Source organism: Streptomyces sp. NPDC001406 (assembly GCF_042895285.1).
Classification (GTDB): domain Bacteria; phylum Actinomycetota; class Actinomycetes; order Streptomycetales; family Streptomycetaceae; genus Streptomyces.
Genome location: NZ_JBIAWG010000009.1, coordinates 269679 through 286216 on the forward strand (window position 1 = coordinate 269679; position 16538 = coordinate 286216).

The 16538-nt window shown below is 72.8% G+C and carries 15 protein-coding genes and 2 pseudogenes; 8 read left to right on the top strand and 9 right to left on the bottom strand.

Annotated elements, in window-relative coordinates:
- Positions 1-57: 57 nt before the first annotated feature.
- The 3 genes from ACFY1J_RS23315 to ACFY1J_RS23325 are packed head-to-tail and all read right to left on the bottom strand — an operon-like array spanning position 58 to position 3664.
- Complete coding sequence (locus ACFY1J_RS23315; RefSeq protein WP_390710607.1) at positions 58-2619, bottom strand: ABC transporter permease; 2562 nt, start codon at positions 2617-2619, stop codon at positions 58-60.
- The gene (locus tag ACFY1J_RS23320; protein WP_390710606.1) at positions 2616-3377 is read right to left on the bottom strand and encodes an ABC transporter ATP-binding protein; all 762 of its coding nucleotides are present in this window, start codon (positions 3375-3377) and stop codon (positions 2616-2618) included. Before ACFY1J_RS23320 ends, ACFY1J_RS23315 begins: the two co-directional genes overlap by 4 nt.
- On the bottom strand, positions 3374-3664 hold the full coding sequence (locus ACFY1J_RS23325) for an SHOCT domain-containing protein (protein ID WP_390710605.1): 291 nt from the start codon (positions 3662-3664) through the stop codon (positions 3374-3376). Before ACFY1J_RS23325 ends, ACFY1J_RS23320 begins: the two co-directional genes overlap by 4 nt.
- A gap of 90 nt (positions 3665-3754) precedes the next feature.
- On the opposite strand from ACFY1J_RS23325, the pseudogene ACFY1J_RS23330 reads away from it, so the two are divergent.
- A pseudogene (locus tag ACFY1J_RS23330) lies at positions 3755-4242 on the top strand (TetR/AcrR family transcriptional regulator); the annotation flags it as partial.
- A gap of 59 nt (positions 4243-4301) precedes the next feature.
- A pseudogene (locus ACFY1J_RS23335) lies at positions 4302-4454 on the top strand (DUF4865 family protein); the annotation flags it as partial.
- An 81-nt stretch (positions 4455-4535) separates the two neighbouring features.
- On the opposite strand, the gene ACFY1J_RS23340 reads toward ACFY1J_RS23335, so the two are convergent.
- Together ACFY1J_RS23340 and ACFY1J_RS23345 are read right to left on the bottom strand one after the other, a co-directional pair.
- Positions 4536-5774 carry an ROK family protein gene (locus tag ACFY1J_RS23340; protein WP_390710604.1) on the bottom strand — a complete coding sequence of 413 codons (1239 nt, stop codon included), beginning with the start codon at positions 5772-5774 and terminating at the stop codon, positions 4536-4538.
- 48 nt (positions 5775-5822) lie between these two features.
- On the bottom strand, positions 5823-6473 hold the full coding sequence (locus ACFY1J_RS23345) for an alpha-ketoglutarate-dependent dioxygenase AlkB family protein (RefSeq protein ID WP_390710603.1): 651 nt from the start codon (positions 6471-6473) through the stop codon (positions 5823-5825).
- Between the two features lie 81 nt (positions 6474-6554).
- Between ACFY1J_RS23345 and ACFY1J_RS23350 the strand changes: the two genes are divergently transcribed.
- Positions 6555-7688: a methyltransferase gene (locus tag ACFY1J_RS23350; protein ID WP_390731798.1), complete on the top strand. Its 1134-nt coding sequence runs from the start codon at positions 6555-6557 to the stop codon at positions 7686-7688.
- A gap of 49 nt (positions 7689-7737) precedes the next feature.
- Here the strand turns inward: ACFY1J_RS23350 and ACFY1J_RS23355 are convergent, their stop codons facing one another.
- Together ACFY1J_RS23355 and ACFY1J_RS23360 are read right to left on the bottom strand one after the other, a co-directional pair.
- Positions 7738-8583, bottom strand: coding sequence for a ketose-bisphosphate aldolase (locus ACFY1J_RS23355; protein WP_390731799.1), 846 nt, complete (start codon positions 8581-8583; stop codon positions 7738-7740).
- 23 nt (positions 8584-8606) lie between these two features.
- Positions 8607-9488: an SIS domain-containing protein gene (locus ACFY1J_RS23360; RefSeq protein ID WP_390710600.1), complete on the bottom strand. Its 882-nt coding sequence runs from the start codon at positions 9486-9488 to the stop codon at positions 8607-8609.
- A gap of 122 nt (positions 9489-9610) precedes the next feature.
- Between ACFY1J_RS23360 and ACFY1J_RS23365 the strand changes: the two genes are divergently transcribed.
- Positions 9611-10390 carry a DeoR/GlpR family DNA-binding transcription regulator gene (locus ACFY1J_RS23365; protein ID WP_390731800.1) on the top strand — a complete coding sequence of 260 codons (780 nt, stop codon included), beginning with the start codon at positions 9611-9613 and terminating at the stop codon, positions 10388-10390.
- A gap of 17 nt (positions 10391-10407) precedes the next feature.
- Here ACFY1J_RS23365 and ACFY1J_RS23370 read toward each other — a convergent pair whose 3' ends face one another.
- Positions 10408-10803 carry a luciferase family protein gene (locus ACFY1J_RS23370; protein ID WP_390710598.1) on the bottom strand — a complete coding sequence of 132 codons (396 nt, stop codon included), beginning with the start codon at positions 10801-10803 and terminating at the stop codon, positions 10408-10410.
- Between the two features lie 607 nt (positions 10804-11410).
- On the opposite strand from ACFY1J_RS23370, the gene ACFY1J_RS23375 reads away from it, so the two are divergent.
- Both ACFY1J_RS23375 and ACFY1J_RS23380 read left to right on the top strand, forming a co-directional pair.
- Positions 11411-11812, top strand: coding sequence for a hypothetical protein (locus ACFY1J_RS23375; protein WP_390731801.1), 402 nt, complete (start codon positions 11411-11413; stop codon positions 11810-11812).
- Positions 11805-12281, top strand: coding sequence for a hypothetical protein (locus ACFY1J_RS23380; RefSeq protein WP_390731802.1), 477 nt, complete (start codon positions 11805-11807; stop codon positions 12279-12281). The genes ACFY1J_RS23375 and ACFY1J_RS23380 overlap by 8 nt, the downstream gene beginning before the upstream one ends.
- A gap of 177 nt (positions 12282-12458) precedes the next feature.
- On the opposite strand, the gene ACFY1J_RS23385 is transcribed toward ACFY1J_RS23380, so the two are convergent.
- A complete protein-coding gene (locus ACFY1J_RS23385; protein ID WP_390731803.1) occupies positions 12459-13430 on the bottom strand; it encodes a hypothetical protein in 972 nt (323 codons plus the stop codon).
- Positions 13431-13672: 242 nt separating this feature from the next.
- Here ACFY1J_RS23385 and ACFY1J_RS23390 point away from each other — a divergent pair, with 242 nt between their 5' ends.
- Positions 13673-14872 carry an MFS transporter gene (locus ACFY1J_RS23390; protein WP_390731804.1) on the top strand — a complete coding sequence of 400 codons (1200 nt, stop codon included), beginning with the start codon at positions 13673-13675 and terminating at the stop codon, positions 14870-14872.
- A gap of 187 nt (positions 14873-15059) precedes the next feature.
- Positions 15060-16469, top strand: a complete 1410-nt coding sequence (locus ACFY1J_RS23395; RefSeq protein ID WP_390731873.1) for a basic amino acid/polyamine antiporter — start codon at positions 15060-15062, stop codon at positions 16467-16469.
- The last annotated feature ends 69 nt before the right edge of the window (positions 16470-16538 follow it).

Below are 16538 nucleotides of genomic sequence, written 5' to 3' on the forward strand. Positions count from 1 at the left end.
TTTGGCGCTTCGTCGCTCTTTCGTGCGGCGCCCGGGGGCGACCGCGGTAGGTCGTCGTCACTCGGTGGCGATGGCCCGCAGCACGTCCAGCCGGGCCGCGCGCCGTGCCGGGCGCAGGCCCGCCAGGGCTCCGGCGGCGAGGCCGACCAGGGCAACCACCGCGAGCCGTACGGGCGGGATCGCGAAGGCGAAGGCGCTGTCGCTCGCGCCGTCCGAGGCCCGCACCAGCACCCAGCCGAGGAACGCGCCGAGGCCGAGCCCGCCCGCCGTGCCGAAGGCGGCGACCAGCACCGACTCCCAGCGGACCATGGCCCGCAACTGGGACCGGGTCTGGCCGACGGCCCTGAGCAGGCCGAGCTCCCGGGTGCGCTCGTGCACGGCCAGCGTCAGTGTGTTGGCGATGCCGAGCAGGGCGATGAACACCGCGAGGGCGAGCAGCGCGTAGACGAGGGTGAGCATCATGTCGATGCCGCCGGCCGACGACTGTGCGTACTCGTCGCGGGTCTGCACCTGCGGATCGCCGTACCGGGCGGCCACCTTCTGCACCGCGGCCTTGCCCGCCGCCGTGCTCACACCGTCCTTGAACGTCACGGCGACCAGCCGGTCGGAGTCCTGGGTGCGGTGCGGCGCCCAGGCCGCGCGCGTGATGACGTAGTCACCGGCGAGTTCGGACTGACCGTAGACCGCGCGGACGGTGAACTTCTCCGTCGTGCCGTCGGTGAAGGTGAGCCGGGCGGTGTCGCCGGTGCGCAGTCCCTGCCGGTCGGCCTCCTTCCGGGTGACGGCGATGCCGTCGCCGCCGAGGCCGCGCAGGTCGCCTTGGACCGTGCCGAGGTCGAAGGAACGGGCGAGCGCCGCCGGGTCGGTGACGGTCAGCGCCCGTCCCTTGCCGTCGACCTGCGCGACCCCGCGGCCGAGTCCGACGGCGGTGTCCACCTCGGGCAGCCGCTGGACGGCCGGGGCCAGTTCGGGGCTGAGCCCGCTGCCGCCCGCGCCGAAGGACGGGGTGCTGACGGCCACGTCACCCGCGAAGGAGCGGGACACGGTCTGGTCCATCGTCGCCTTGAGCGAGGCCCCGAACACCGTGAACAGGGAGACGACGGCGACACCGATCATCAGGGCGCTCGCGGTGGCGGCCGTCCGCCGGGGACTGCGCAGGGCGTTGCGCCGGGCCAGGGCACCGGTGACACCGCGCAGCCGGTCGAGCGGGCTGCCGAGGAGCCGTACGGCCGTGGCGGAGGCGACCGGGCCGAGGACCACGAACGCGACCAGGGCCAGGACGGCGCCGAGTCCCGCCAGCCACACGGACGGTGAGACCAGGACACCGGTGAGCGCCACCGCGACCGCCAGGGCGGCGAGGACCGTGCCGGTGACCGCACGGAGCCGGGAGGCGCCGGAGGAGTCGACGGCCGTCTCGCGCAGCGCGGCCAGCGGGGCGGTGCGTCCGGCCCGTACGGCGGGCATCAGCGCCGAGCCCAGACACACCACGACGCCCACGGCGAGCGGCAGCACCATCGACAGCGTCTTGACGACCAGGTCGCCCCCGGGAAAGGGGAATCCGATCGCCGGGAACAGTGCCTGCAGCCCGGCGGCGATCCCGATGCCGCCGGCGATCCCGGCGGCCGACGCGGTCACCGCGACCACGCTCGCCTCCACCAGCGTCGACGCCGTCACCTGACGCCGGGAGGCGCCGAGGGCACGCAACAGGGCGTTCTCACGGGCTCGTTGGGCCACGACGATCGCGAACGTGTTGTGGATGGAGAAGGTCGCGACCAGCAGGGCGACGCCGGAGAAGACGAGGAGGAAGGTGGTGAAGACGGTCAGGAACTGGCTGGAGATCATGTCGGTGTTCTCCTGCGCCGACGCCTGGCCGGTGATGGCCTCGACTCCCTTGGGCAGTACGGGAGTCAGCCGGTCGACGAGTTGCTGCTGGCTCACCCCGGGTCCGGCTCGCACCTCGATGCTCGCCGCCTGTCCGGGCCGCGCGGTGAGGTACTTCTCGGCGTCGGCCTGGGTCATGCCGGTGAAGGTCACCTGTGCCATGCCGTCCTCACCGCCGAAGGTCGCGAGGCCGACGATCGTCACCTTGACGGGATCGGGAGTGCGGAGCGTCGTCGTGTCGCCGATCTTCAGGTGCCCCTTCTTCGCGGTGCCGCGATTGACCACGACCTCGCCGGACTTCAGGGGGGCGTGGCCCTCGGCGAGCCGGTACGGGTTGAGCTCCGGGTCGGTGATCCAGTTCCCGGCGAGGGTGGGCGGACCCTGGCCGCCGATGGGCTTGCCGTCGGCGCCGACCAGTTGGCCCGCGCCCTGGATGTCCGGGGCGGCGGCCGCGACGCCGGGAACCTTCTCGACCATCTTCACCAGCGAGGCGTCGACCGGCCGCCGCGCCCCCTGCGCCTCGCCCGGCGTGGTGATGGCGTCGGCGCCGCGCACGACGGCGTCCGTGCCGCTCGTCGCCTCGCCGAACATGGAGCCGAAGCCGGCGCGCAGGGTGTCGCCCATGACCAGGGTCCCGGCCAGGAAGGCGACGCCGAGGAACACCGCGAGGAACGTGCCGGCGAAGCGGCGCCGGTGGGCGCGCAGCGAGGACAGACTCAGCCGTACCGAGGCGTTCATGCCCTCACCTCGAAAGCCTTCATACGGTCCAGGACCTTGTCGGCGTTCGGCGACTCCATACGGTCCACCAGGCGCCCGTCCGCGAGGAAGACGACCTCGTCGGCGTGGGCGGCGGCGACCGGGTCATGGGTCACCATGACGACGGTGCGGCCGGTCCGGCGTACGGCCGAGCCGAGGAGCCCGAGGACCTCCTCGCCGGAGCGGGAGTCGAGGTTGCCGGTGGGCTCGTCGGCGAAGACGACGTCCGGCCGTCCGGCGAACGCCCGTGCCACGGCGACGCGTTGCTGCTGGCCGCCGGAGAGCTCGGAGGGGCGATGGTGCCGCCGGTCGCGCAGGCCGACGACGTCGATCAGCGCGTCGATCCACTCCGGGTCGCCCCGGTCCCCGGCCAGGTCCAGCGGCAGGGTGATGTTCTCCGCGACCGTCAGCGTCGGCACCAGGTTGAACGCCTGGAAGACGAAGCCGACCCGGTCGCGGCGCAGCAGGGTCAGGCGCCGGTCGTCGAGCGAGCCGAGGTCGGTGTCGCCGATGTAGGCGGTGCCCGAGGTGAGCGTGTCGAGCCCGGCCGCGCAGTGCATCAAGGTGGACTTGCCGGAGCCCGAGGGCCCCATGATCGCGGTGAAGCGTCCGACGGGAAAGTCCACGTCGATCCCGTCGAGCGCCCGTACGGCGGTGTCGCCGCGGCCGTACACCTTCACGGCGCCCTCGACCCGGGCGGCCGTACGGGCGGAGGTCATGGTGGTGGTCGTGGCGGTCATGCCGCACCGCCCTTGCCGACACGGCCGAACTGCTCGTCCAGGACGGACAGCCGCCGCCAGTACTCGTCCTCGTCGATCTCGCCGGTGGCGAAGCGCCGGCCGACGATCGCGATCGGCGAGTCGCCCTCCGGGCGCCGGCCGTCCATCGGGCGCCACGGTCCACGGCGGCCGCGCCACACCGTGCGGCGAAGGACGGTGACGGCGCCGATCACGACGGCCGCCCAGATCAGCGGGAAGAACAGGATCCACGGGCCGGGGCCGCCGTCCCAGTGCGCCAGGGTCTGCATCTCGGTTCATCTCCTGTGCCGAAGAGTGTGGTGGTGATGCATCGAGACTGGCTCGGGGGAGGGGTCCGGGTCGTCGTACGGCCAGCGGCAGTGGGCGTACCTCCGCGGGAGTACGTGGGTGTGCGGCGGCTCCTCCCCCGGGGCGGCGTCCGATTGGGTGGCACCAGCCCGAGGGCCGTCCTGGAACGCGCGGGTGCCGGCCAGGGCAGCCTGTACCACCACTTCAAGGGCAAGCCGGACCTGGCGCTTGCGGCGATCCGGCGTACGGCCGAGGAGCTGCGGGCTACCGCCGAGGGAGTACTCGGCGGGCCGGGATCGCCGTACGAGCGTGATGTGCTGCACGGCTGCCGGTCGGCCGGCTGACGATGGACCCGGACGTGATCGCCGGCGACGAGCTGCGCGCACCGGTCGACGAGACCATCGCCTGGATCCGCGGGCGGATCGCCGGGATCGTCGAAGAGGGCAAGGAACCGGGGCAGTTCGCTCCCGGCCTCGACGGCGAGGAGATCGCCACGACCGTCCTCACGACCGTACAGGGCGGCTACGTCCTCGCCCGCGCCTGCACATCACCAGAAGCAGTCCCGACACCCTGCGGGGCCCGGCGGAACACTTCACCGGCCCGGTCTGGCCCGGCGAGGTGGCCGCGCACCTTCATGACACACCTCGTCGTCGAGGCCGCGTCGGGCATCTGCTCGACGACTGGGACGGCCGCGACCTCAAGGCGTACCTGCGACGCGAGCGCGGAGTGCACGGCTCGCCGGTGAACCAGTACGCGCCGTTCCACCTCTGGAACACCATGGAGGGCATGAACCGCTTCCTGTGGGGCGGCGCCGTGGACGCGTCGCTCACGGACCGGGCCGCTGTCCGTGTGTCACTGGAGCGCGGCCAGCGGGTCGTCCAGTACCGGCTGCCAGGCCAACTCCGCCGCGCCGACCAGGCTGTTGTGGTCGAGGGTGCACGCGAGGATGGGGACACCGCCGCTCTGGCCCCACAGACTGCGGTCGGCGACGACCGCGCGGAGCCGGTCCGGGTCGGCGTCGAGCAGGGTGCGGTGCAGGCCGCCGAGGATGATGCGGTCGGGGTTGAGGATGTTCACCAGCCCGGCGAGGCCCAGGCCCAGACGGTCGATCAGGGCCTCGGCGGCGGTGCGCACGGTGGGGTCGTGGTAGTGGTTGCGGAGCAGGTCGTTGGCCTGCTGGAGCAGCGACACCTCCGGGCCGGGTTCGCGGCCGGCCTCGATCAGCAGGGCCAGTGGATCCGCCTCGACGTCCAGGCAGCCGCGGCTGCCGCAGTGACAGGGGCGGCCCTCGGGGTTCACCGTGAGATGGCCGACCTCCAGGGCCAGGCCCGAACTGCCCGTGTGCAGGCGGCCGTCGAGGACCAGTGCGCCGCCGACTCCCCGGTGTCCGGTAGCCACGCAGAGCAGGTCCCGGGCGCCGCGGCCCGCGCCGTGCCGGTGCTCGGCGAGCGCGGCGAGGTTGACGTCGTTGCCCGCGAACGCCGGGCCGCTGATCCCGGCCGCGGCCACGCACTCGGCGAAGATGCGGCGGACCGGCGCGCCCACGGGCCAGGCCAGGTGCAGGGGGTTGAGGGCCAGGCCGTCCGGTTCGGCGACGGCGGACGGCACGGCGAGCCCGGCGCCCACGCAGCGGCGGCCCGTCGTACGGAGCAGTTCGGCGCCCGCCTCGACCACCGAGCCCAGCACCTTCGCCGGGTCCGCGTCCACGGTCTCGCAGCCCGGTGCCGTCGCCACGATCCGGCCGCCCAGGCCTACCAGCGCGGCCCGGAAACCGTCGGCGTGCACCTGCGCGGCGAGCGCGACGGGCCCGTCGTCGGCCACCTCCAGCCGGTGCGAGGGGCGCCCCTGGGAACCGGCCGCCGCGCCCGGCCGGGCGTCCACCCGGATCAGCCCGAGCGCCTCCAGCTCGGCGGCCACCGCACCGGCCGTCGCCCGGGTCACCCCCAGCTCGGCGGTGAGCACGGCCCGGGTCGGCGCGCGCCCGGTGTGCACGAGCTCCAGCGCGGGCCCCAGCGCACCGCGCCCCCGGTCCAGTCGCGTCCTGGAGGTGGTTCCTTCCCCCGCCGCCCGGGGGTCCGCCTTGCCGCTCATGAGGGCGAGTGTCCCATGATCCGCAGACCGGCCGGCCTGCGCCGCAACCTAGAGTCCACTCACCCTCAGGGTGATGTTCAACCGCCCGGTGAGCCCGAGCCCGGGCGGCGCCGTGCCGGGGTGCACCCGCGGCACCCCGTGGTGGGCCAGGCGCGACACGCCGCCGAAGACGAACAGGTCCCCGCTGCGCAGCTCCACGTCCGTATAGGGCCTGGTCCGGGTCTCGGTGTTGCCGAAGCGGAAGACGCAGGTGTCGCCGAGGCTCAGCGACACCACCGGCGCGTCGGACTTCTCGTCGCTGTCGCGGTGCATTCCCATGCGGGCGTCGCCGTCGTAGAAGTTGATCAGTGCGATGTCGTACGGCGCCGATGCCACCGCCCGCGGGCCCAGCGCGTCGGCCACCGCCCGACGGCCCAGCTCGCCCAGCCAGGAGGGGAACGGTTTCACCCGGGCCCCGTCGCCGTCGACGGCCGTGCGGGCGTAGGCGTACGGATACCAGTGCCAGCCCAGGCAGACCTGGCGGGCGGTCATGGTGCCGCCGCCGGGGGTGCGGACCGTGCGCAGGCCCGCCGGCGGGCGCGCCCACTCCCGGCAGGCCGCCAGCAGCTCCCGCTGGGCGCGGGCGTCGAGCCAGTCCGGCATGTGCACGGCGCCGGGCGCGACCTCGGTGCGCTCCCTGGGGAACAGCTCCACGTCCATGCGTTCCATCCTGCCCCAGGGACCCGCCCGACCGGGCCTGAGCTGCGGCTCCGCTAGCCTGGACACACAATGAGCGATCGCATGACGACTGTGTGGGGCGAGTTCGAGCTGTCCCGCTTCCCCGAGGATCCACGTGACCGGCTGCGTGCCTGGGACGCCTCCGACGCGTATTTGCTGCGGCATCTGGCCCAGGAGCGGATCCCGTTGTCCGGGACGGTCGTGGTCCTGGGGGACCGCTGGGGCGCGCTGGTCACGGCGCTCGCGGAGCACGGGCCGGTGCAGATCACCGACTCCTTCCTCAGTCAGGAGGCGACCCGGGCGAACCTCGCGCGGGCCGGCGTCGAGCCCGGTACCGTACGGCTCCTCACCACCCAGGATCCCCCGCCGGACCGCGTCGACGTCCTGCTGGTGCGTGTGCCGAAGAGCCTGGCGCTCCTGGAGGACCAGTTGCAGCGGCTGGCGCCCGCCGTGCACGAGGGCACAGTCGTCGTGGGCACCGGGATGGTGAAGGAGATCCACACCTCGACGCTGGAGCTGTTCGAGCGGATTCTCGGGCCGACGCGGACCTCCCTCGCAGAGCAGAAGGCCCGGCTGATCCTCTGCACCCCGGACCCGGCGCTGGAGCGCGGCGCCAATCCGTGGCCGTACAGCTACGCCCTCCCCGAGGGCATCGGCGCGGTCTCCGGGCGCACCGTCGTCAACCACGCGGGCGTGTTCTGCGCCGACCGGCTGGACATCGGCACGCGGTTCTTCCTCCAGCACCTGCCGGCCGGCCGCGGCCCGCGCCGAGTCGTGGACCTGGGGTGCGGAAACGGGGTCGTGGGTACGGCGGTGGCGCTGGCCGATCCCGCGGCCGAGGTGCTGTTCGTGGACGAGTCGTTCCAGGCCGTGGCGTCGGCGGAGGCCACGTACAAGGCCAACGGGGTGCCGGGGCACGCGGAGTTCCGGGTCGGGGACGGGCTGGCGGGGGTGGCGGCCGGCAGCGTGGACGTCGTCCTCAACAACCCTCCGTTCCACTCCCATCAGGCGACGACGGACGCGACGGCGTGGCGGATGTTCACCGGGGCGCGGCGCGCACTGCGGCCGGGCGGCGAACTGTGGGTGATCGGCAACCGCCACCTGGGCTACCACGTGAAGCTGCGCCGCCTGTTCGGCAACAGCCAACTGGTGGCCTCCGACCCGAAGTTCGTGGTGCTCAAGGCCGTCAAACGGTAGCGGTCGAACCCGGTCGGCCGAGCCCCGTCGGTCGAACTCTGTCGGCGGGCTAGCCGAGCACCCCGATGATCCGTGTCACCTCCCGTGCCATCGCCTCCCGCCCCACGCTGAGGTACTTGCGCGAGTCGACCGCCTCGGGATGGGCGGCGAGGAAGTCCCGAATGGCGCCGGTCATCGCCATGTTGAGGGCGGTGCCGACGTTGACCTTGGCGATGCCGCCCGCGACGGCCGCGACGAGCCCCTCGTCCGGCACGCCCGAGGAACCGTGCAGCACGAGCGGAACGGGCACGGTGACGGACAGCCGTTTGAGGAGTTCGTGGTCGAGGGCTGCCGTACGGGTCGTCATGGCGTGGACGCTGCCGATGGCGACGGCCAGGGCGTCGACGCCGGTGTCCGCGACGAAGGCGGCCGCCTGGGCGGGGTCGGTACGGGCTCCGGGCGCGTGGGCGTCCAGCGGTGGTCGGCCCTTACCGCCGATCTCCCCCAACTCCGCCTCGATCCACAGCCCTTGGCCGTGCGCCCAGTCGACCGCGGCGCGGGTCGCGGCCAGGTTCTCGGCGTACGGAAGGCGGGCCGCGTCGTACATCACGGAGCCGAAGCCGGCGTCGGCCGCCTGGCGCAGCAGGTCGTCGCTCTGTACGTGGTCGAGGTGCAACGCGACGGGCACACCGGAGCGTTCGGCGGCGGCCGCGGCCGCACGGGCCAGCGGGAGCAGGCGTCCGTAGCGGAACTTGACGGCGTTCTCGCTGACTTGGAGGACGACCGGCGCGTCCGCCGCTTCGGCTCCGGCGATGACGGCCTCGACGTGTTCGAGCGTGATGATGTTGAAGGCGGCGACGGCTGAGCGTGCCTCGGCGGCGCGGGTGACGAGCTCGCCGGTGCGTGCGAGGGGCACGGATTCTCCTCCCGGGTCGTGGGTCAGGGGGCGAGGATCACCGAGCGGGTGAGGTGGCGGGGCCGGTCGGGGTCGAGGCCCCGGCGGGCGGCGACGGCCACCGCGAGGCGCTGGGCGCGGACGAGTTCGGCGAGCGGGTCGAGCGAGCCGTCGACCCACAATCCGCCCGTGGTACGCACCTGTTCGGCCAGCCCGTCCGGCGCCTGGCCGAACATCCAGGCCGCCGTCCCGCGCGTGGTGATGCTGATGGGGCCGTGCCGGTACTCCATCGCCGGGTAGGCCTCGGTCCAGGACAGCGAGGCCTCGCGCATCTTCAGCCCGGCCTCGCTCGCCAGTCCGACGGTCCAGCCGCGGCCCAGGAAGGTGAACTGGGTGCAGTCGACGAGTCCTTCGGGCAGGGGGGTGGACAGCGCGGTGCGGGCGTCGGCGACGACCGTGTCGGTGTGCAGGCCGAGGTGGGCGCGGAGCAGGGTGAGCGCGCTGGTGGCGAACCGGGTCTGCACGACGGACCGTTCGTCCGCGAAGTCCAGTACGACGACGTCGTCGGCGGCCGTCATCACGGGGGTGTCCGGGTCCGCGGTGACCGCGGTGGTGCGGGTGCGTCCCTTCAACTGCCCCAGCAGTTCCAGCACTTCGGTGGTGGTGCCGGAGCGGGTGAGGGCGATGACACGGTCGTACGGGCGCCCGTACGGGAACTCGGACGCGGCGAAGGCGTCGGTCTCGCCCCGGCCTGCCCGTTCCCGCAGGGCCGCGGCCGCCTGCGCCATGAAGTACGAGGTGCCGCAGCCGACGATCGCGACCCGCTCCCCTTCTCCCGGCAGCGCCCCACCGCTGTGGGCCGCCTGTTCGGCCGCCCGTATCCAGCACTCGGGCTGGCTGCTGAGCTCGTCCTCGACATGGGTCATGCCGTGCCCCTCCCCTGGCTGATTTTTCTTGCAAGATATAGCCAGCTTTCAAGCACAATCAAGCATTCCAGCTGAGACGGGTTGCGCTAGGGTCGCGGAAGATCGAGGAACGGAGGCTCCGGATGTCGCGTGACGCCCGCTGGAAGGCGCTGCTGGAACTGCTCGTGGAACGCGGCCGCCTGGACGTCGAGGAGGCGGCGGCGGAACTGTCGGTGTCGGCCGCGACCATCCGCCGGGACTTCGACCAGCTGGCCGAGCAGCAGATGCTGGTGCGCACCCGGGGCGGGGCGGTCGTGCACGGGGTGTCGTACGAACTGCCGCTGCGCTACAAGACGGCCCGGCACGCCTCCGAGAAGCAGCGCATCGCCAAGGCGGTGGCGGACCTGGTCGCGCCGGGCGAGGCGGTGGGCCTGACCGGCGGTACGACCACGACCGAGGTGGCCCGCGCGCTGGCCGTGCGCGCGGACCTCGCCTCGGGCTCACCGGCGCTGACCGTCGTCACCAATGCGCTCAACATCGCCAACGAACTCGCCGTACGGCCCCAGTTCAAGATCGTGGTGACGGGCGGGGTCGCGCGGCCGCAGTCGTACGAGCTGATCGGGCCGCTGGCGGACGGTGTGCTCGGCCAGATCACGCTCGACGTGGCGGTGCTCGGGGTGGTGGCCTTCGACGTCACGCATGGCGCGGCGGCACACGACGAGGCGGAGGCCGCGATCAACCGGCTGCTGTGTGAACAAGCCGAACGAGTGATCGTCGCGGCCGACTCGAGCAAGCTCGGCCGGCGGGCGTTCGCCCGGATCTGCGCGGCCGAGATGGTGGACACACTCGTCACGGACACGGCGGTGGAGCGGGACACCGTGCGCCGGTTCGAGGAGGCGGGGATGCGGGTCGTCGCCGTGTGACGACCCGGCGCGCCGCGTCAGATGCCGCCGGGATCGGCCCGGACGAACCCCGCGCCCCGCTGGTCGTTGCAGCCGACTTCGAACCGGCCGACGGGGTCCGGCCAGACCTGCTGGGCCTGGAGCGCAACGCTGACCAGGGTCATCAGCAGATCGACGTCGCTCGTGGCGTCGAGGCGTATGGTCACCCACTGCGAACCCGGGACGATCCGGATCGCCCCCGAACCCATGAGGTCCTTGGCGAAACGCCGGATGGCACGGTCCGTCAGATGCAGGTCGACGTCCCGGTCGGAATGGAAGTGGGCGATCTCGCCCCGGTCCGAGCTGAGCGCCTGCCCCAGGCCGCAGCTCGGTACGGCCTGTCTCAGGTCCGGCCAGGTCGCCAGTTGCGTGAGAGCACGCGAGGCCAACGTCATGGGCCCATCATGGCCCGCTCACTCTTCCGCAACCAGCACGTGAGCAAGCATTAACCGACCCGTATCCATGGTCTGTCCGAAGACACACCACCGGAGAATCGCCCCCATGTCCTCCCGGACCAGGCACTTCCGCATGTTTCACCCGCCCCGACGAGGCGACCGAGTGGCCGGAAGGCGACGGAAGTCACCACCGGGCAGCAGGTGTTCGATGCCGACGACGGTCCGGCGGCCGCGCGCGGCCAACCGGATGACAACTCCGTACGGCTCGGACAGTATCGATCGGCTGTGCCCATGCCGCTTCGACGGAGGTACGTCACGTCCACCGACCCCGCGCTCCAGCCGCGCAATCTCCCCTGGTCCGCCGTCGATCCGGGGCGCAACCCCTTCCCCTGGGACGAGGAGGAGAGGGCCCGGCTCACCGCGCTGATCGCCTCGCTGCCGACCGCCGCCGAGTCCGGGGCCGACGACAGCGCGGGCTGGCGCTTCTTCCACGCGGTCACCGAGCTCCTGGCCGAGCGCTACGGCCGCTGGGCCTGCGGCCGGCACTGGGCGATCGGCGAGGGCGGGGGCGGCGGTGCGGTCCGGCTGGTGCTGTGTCGCCCACTCCGTGCAGGAGCCCGGACCGACCGCGGCGCGGGTCGTGGCCTCCCTCCTGGAGTGGCGCGACCGGCTGGAGGAACTGGCCGAGAAGTTCGCCCGGTTCGCTCCGCCACCGGGCGCGGACGCCGAAGACCGCAGCTGGCACCTGAACCGGGCGGCGACCCGGCTGGTGACCCTGGTCGTGGACCGTACGGACGCGGAGGACGACTGGTACAAGCTGTGCGAGCGGGTACTCCTCTGGTTCCTGACCTCCGCCGGACTGGGGCCGGAGGAGGCCGCAAAGGCGGTCGAAACGGCGATCGGTGGCCGGTTCGCCAGCTGGACGCGCCCGAAACAGGCCCTCGTGGAATCCGTGGGCGAGGGCCTGGCGATCCATCTCACCGGCGAGCAGCCCTACCGCGATGTCTGAGAGTCCCGACGCGCTTGCGGTCTGGTGCCGGGTCAGGCAGCAGGTGGACTGGTCGACCGTGGTCCCGGCGGATCCCGTGCCCCCGGTCCGGGGCGCCGTCGACGGCCTCGCAGTCTGGTACGACGGCCCGGTACGACGCCGCGACCCGGCCCGTGCCGAGAGACTGCTCACCGCACTGGCCCGCTCCCGCGCGGATGCCGCCCGGGGCGAGCCCCTCGGTCCACAGCTGCCGGCCTCCTGGCAGCGCCTCGTCCTCGGCGTTCCGGAGGCCCCGTTCCGCGACGGCGACGCCTTCGCCAAGGGCGGCCGGGAGCGCTACGGCCTGACACCGCACACATGGCGGGACTTCACGGGCTGCCTACGGGAGAGCACCGACGCCGCCGTCCCGCTCCCCGCCCGCGCCGCCGGGCGTACCTGGACGTGTCCTTCTTCCACCCTTTCACGGACGGCAACGCCCGCCTGTCCCTGATGGCGCTGGCGCATGTGCTCGATCTGGAGGACGTACGGCTGGACGAGGTCGGGCCCCTACCCGTCGCCCGTTACCCGGACGACCCCGACGGCGCGGCCGACTTGGCGGTCCTGGTGACCGTCCTGATCCGGGCAACGCGCCGCCGGGCGGCCCGTGACACTCACCGGCCCCCGCCCGTCAGCCCGCGCGCCAAGGCAGGCGGGCCACGACCAGGTTCGGGTCCCGCATGGTGAAGTACGCCGCGCTGGGCACGTAGACGCTGCGGTCGCGCACGGCCACCGAGGTCGGGTCGGCCAGGCCGTCCTTTCGTGCGAGCACGATCGTGCGGGTGCCGTCCGGTCGTACCAGGGCGACCTGGCCGCTGGCGGTCAGGGCCGCCAGGACGGTGTGCCCGCGGCCGGTGAAGGCGAAGTCGTCGATCCCGTCCAGCCCGGTCGCCCTGGTCTCGATCGTGTCCGCGGAGTCGTCCGGCCGTACCGGGATGCGCAGCAGCGTCCCCCGGTCGCTGTTGGACACCCATACGGCATGGCCGTGGACCTTGATGCCGTTGGCGCCGAAGCCGCCCGAGGGGGCGCGGGACGGGGCGAGCGCGGGGGCCTTTGCCCATTTCGTGGCGGTTCCTCCCGCCTGCGGGACGCGCCAGACGGTGCCCAGCACCGAGTCGGCGGCGTAGAGCACGCCGCGGTGCTCGTCGAGGGCGAGCCCGTTGGGCAGTCCGTCGGCCGGGAGCTTCGCGATCTGCTCGGGTGTGCCGCCGTCGCGCGTGATGCGCCAGATGCCGGTCTTGCGGGTCCCGGTCGCGTAGGTGACGTAGAGCGTACCGTCGTGGGCCCGGGCGATGCCGAGGACCACCGCGCTGTGGACGATGGGGGTGTTCGGGTTCCTGACCTCGGGCAGCGTCGCGAGGATGCGGGTGCGGCCGCGCGGGGTCACGTTGGCGACCTGCCGGGAGAACGCGAAGGCCAGATCGGCGGAGCCGTCGCGTTCGAGCGCGATGTTCTCCGGTGTCTGCCCGGCGGCAAAGTCGAAGCGGGCGACGACACGCGCGTCCGAGCGCTCCGGCTCACCGCCCGACGCGGTGGCCGACGCGAGCACGCTGACGGTGACGGCTGCCACGGCGGCGCCGGCCAGGCGTGGAAGACGGGGCATGGAAACCTCTCTTCGAACAGGACATGAGCACCGCCACACGGGCCCGGACCACGATGAGGGTGCGCAGGTGAGCGGCGTCGGCAGCCGGGGCCGGAGGGTCGCCCGCGCGGGCCATGCCATGGGGCTGCTTGCCGCACACACGGAGGACGGAGCGTGCGTCCGGCCGTGCCCTTGTCCGGCCCCCGGCACCCCTCTAGGCTGACTTTGTGCCGCTAATAAACAAAACCCGATCGCACAATGTCGTGCCGGGCAGCGACCTCACCCGTCTCCGTGTCGCCCTCACCGTGTTCTTCGCACTGGACGGCTTCGTCTTCGCCGGCTGGGTCGTCCGCATCCCGGCCATCAAGGAGCAGACCCACGCCTCGGCCACCGAGCTGGGCTTCGCGCTGCTCGGCGTCTCGGCCGGCGCGGTGATCACGATGATGCTCACGGGGCGGCTGTGCCGCCGCTACGGAAACCACCCGGTGACCGTCGCGTGCGCCGTCCTCCTCTCCCTCAGCGTCGCGCTGCCACCGCTCACCCACTCGGCGCCCGCGCTCGGCGCCGTGCTGCTGGTGTTCGGGGCGGCCTACGGCAGCATCAACGTCGCCTTCAACAGCGCGGCCGTCGACCTGGTGACCGCGCTGGGACGACCGGTCATGCCCAGCTTCCACGCCGCGTTCAGCCTGGGCGGCATGACCGGGGCGGGCCTCGGCGGGCTGGTCGCGGGGTCCCTCTCCCCCACCCGCCATCTGTTCGGCCTCACCCTGGTCGGCCTGCTGGTCACCGCCGTCGCGGGACACACTCTGCTGCGCGAGCAGGCCCCGGTTCCGCCGGACCGGCCCCAGCCCCGGCTTTCGAGCAGCAACCCGCCCCCGTCCCCGTCCCAGGGCGACTTCCCGCGCCGCGCGGATCGCCGTACGCGCGGGCTCGTCGCCGTCTTCGGCCTGATCGCGCTGTGCACGGCGTACGGCGAAGGCGCCATGGCCGACTGGGGCGCGCTCCACCTCGAACAGGACCTCGACGCCTCACCGGGCCTCGCGGCCATCGGGTACTCGTGCTTCGCACTGGCCATGACCGTGGGGCGGCTGACCGGCACCACGCTGCTCGAACGTCTGGGCCGCACCCGGACCGTCGTCGCCGGAGGCGGCACCGCCGCGGCCGGCATGCTGCTCGGCTCGCTCGTCCCGTCCGTGTGGGCGGCGCTGATCGGGTTCGCCGTCACCGGACTCGGCCTCGCCAATCTCTTCCCCGTCGCCGTGGAACGGGCCGGTGCCCTGGCCGGCCCCTCCGGCGTCGCGGTCGCCTCCACCCTGGGCTACGGCGGCATGCTCCTCGGGCCGCCCGCGATCGGCTTCATGGCCGACTGGTTCTCCCTGCCGACCGCGCTCACCAGCGTCGCGGCACTGGCGGCGGTGGCGGCCCTGATCGGCGTCATCACTCGCCGCGCGGCATCGGGCTGACCCCACGTCAGACCGGCGGACACATCTCGCCCAGCAAAAGGTGCGGAGCCTCGGTGCATGCCCCAGCATGATCATCATGGCTCAGGCTCAGACCCAGTCGACCGAGAGTCCCGGCTCCGCACCGCCTACGGCCCAGCCGACGCCTACGGCCCAGCCGACGCCCACGGCCAAGCCGACGCCCGCGGCCATGCCGACGCCTGCGGCCAAGCTGACGCGGCCCACGCTGACCGCGATCGTCGTCGGTTCCATGGTGGGCGCCGGTGTCTTCTCGCTGCCCCGGCGCTTCGCCGAACAGACCGGTGTCGCCGGTGCCCTGATCGCCTGGGGGGTCGCGGGTACCGGCATGCTGATGCTCGCGCTCGTCCTCCGGACCCTCGCGCTGCGGCGGCCGGACCTCGACGCGGGCGTGTACGCCTATGCCAAGGCGGGGTTCGGCGAGTACCTGGGCTTCTTCTCGGCGTTCGGGTACTGGGCGAGCGTCTGCGTCGGCAATGTGGCGTACTGGGTGCTGATCATGTCGACGGTGGGCGCGGTGTGGCCCGCGCTGGGCGAGGGCGACACGGTCGTGGCCGCCGCCCTGTCCACGGTCGGCCTGTGGGGGTTCTTCCTGCTGATCCGGCGAGGCGTCAGGGAGGCCGCGTCGATCAACAGGATCGTCACGGTGGCGAAGGTCGTCCCCGTCCTGGTCTTCGTCGTCCTGGCCCTGTGCTACCTCGACACGGATGTCTTCGCCGCCAACTTCCACGGCACCGCCCATACCGGTTCGCTGTTCGACCAGGTCCGCGGCACCCTGCCCGCGACGGTGTTCGTGTTCCTCGGGGTGGAGGGCGCCAGTGCCTACTCCCGGCACGCGAAGCGGCGCGAGGACGTCGGCCGCGCGACCCTGCTCGGGTTCCTGAGCGTCCTGTGCGTCTTCGCCTCGGTGACGATCGTGTCGTACGGAATCATGCCCATGAGCGAGATCGCCCAGCTGCGCCGGCCCTCCATGGCGGGCGTCCTGGAGCACGCGGTCGGCACCTGGGGCGGGGTCTTCGTCGGCGTCGGGCTGATCGTCTCGGTCCTCGGGGCGTACCTCGCCTGGACGCTGATGGCCGCCGAGGTGCTGTTCGTCGCCGCCCAGGACGACGACATGCCGCGCTTTCTGCGCCGGGCGACCGCGGACGACGTGCCCGTACGCGCGCTGCTGATGACGACCCTGCTGTCCCAGGCCGTGCTGGTCATCACGCTGTTCTCGAAGGACGCCCTCACCTTCACGCTCCGTCTGACGAGCGCGCTGTCCCTGATCCCGTACCTGCTGGCGGCGGCCTTCGCGGCGAAGCTCGCGGGGCAGCGCAGGACCCGGCGGCGCGGCACCGGGGAACTGGTGGTCGCCTCCCTCGCCACGGTCTACACGGCCTTCCTCCTCTTCGCGGCGGGCCCGAAGTTCCTGCTGGTGTCCTTCATCGTCTACGCCCCCGCGACCGTCCTGTTCGTGATGGCCCGCCGGGAACAGGGCCGCCGGCTCTTCTCGGAGCGCGAACGCGTCGTCCTCGCCGTCTCGGTCGCCGGAGCGGGCCTCGGGATCCTCGCCCTGACGCTCGGCTGGATCAGCCTCTGACCTCCCGGGCACAGGCTGCGTATCACCGACGCCCCTGGATCCGGTCGTTCCATACGGCAGACTCACCTG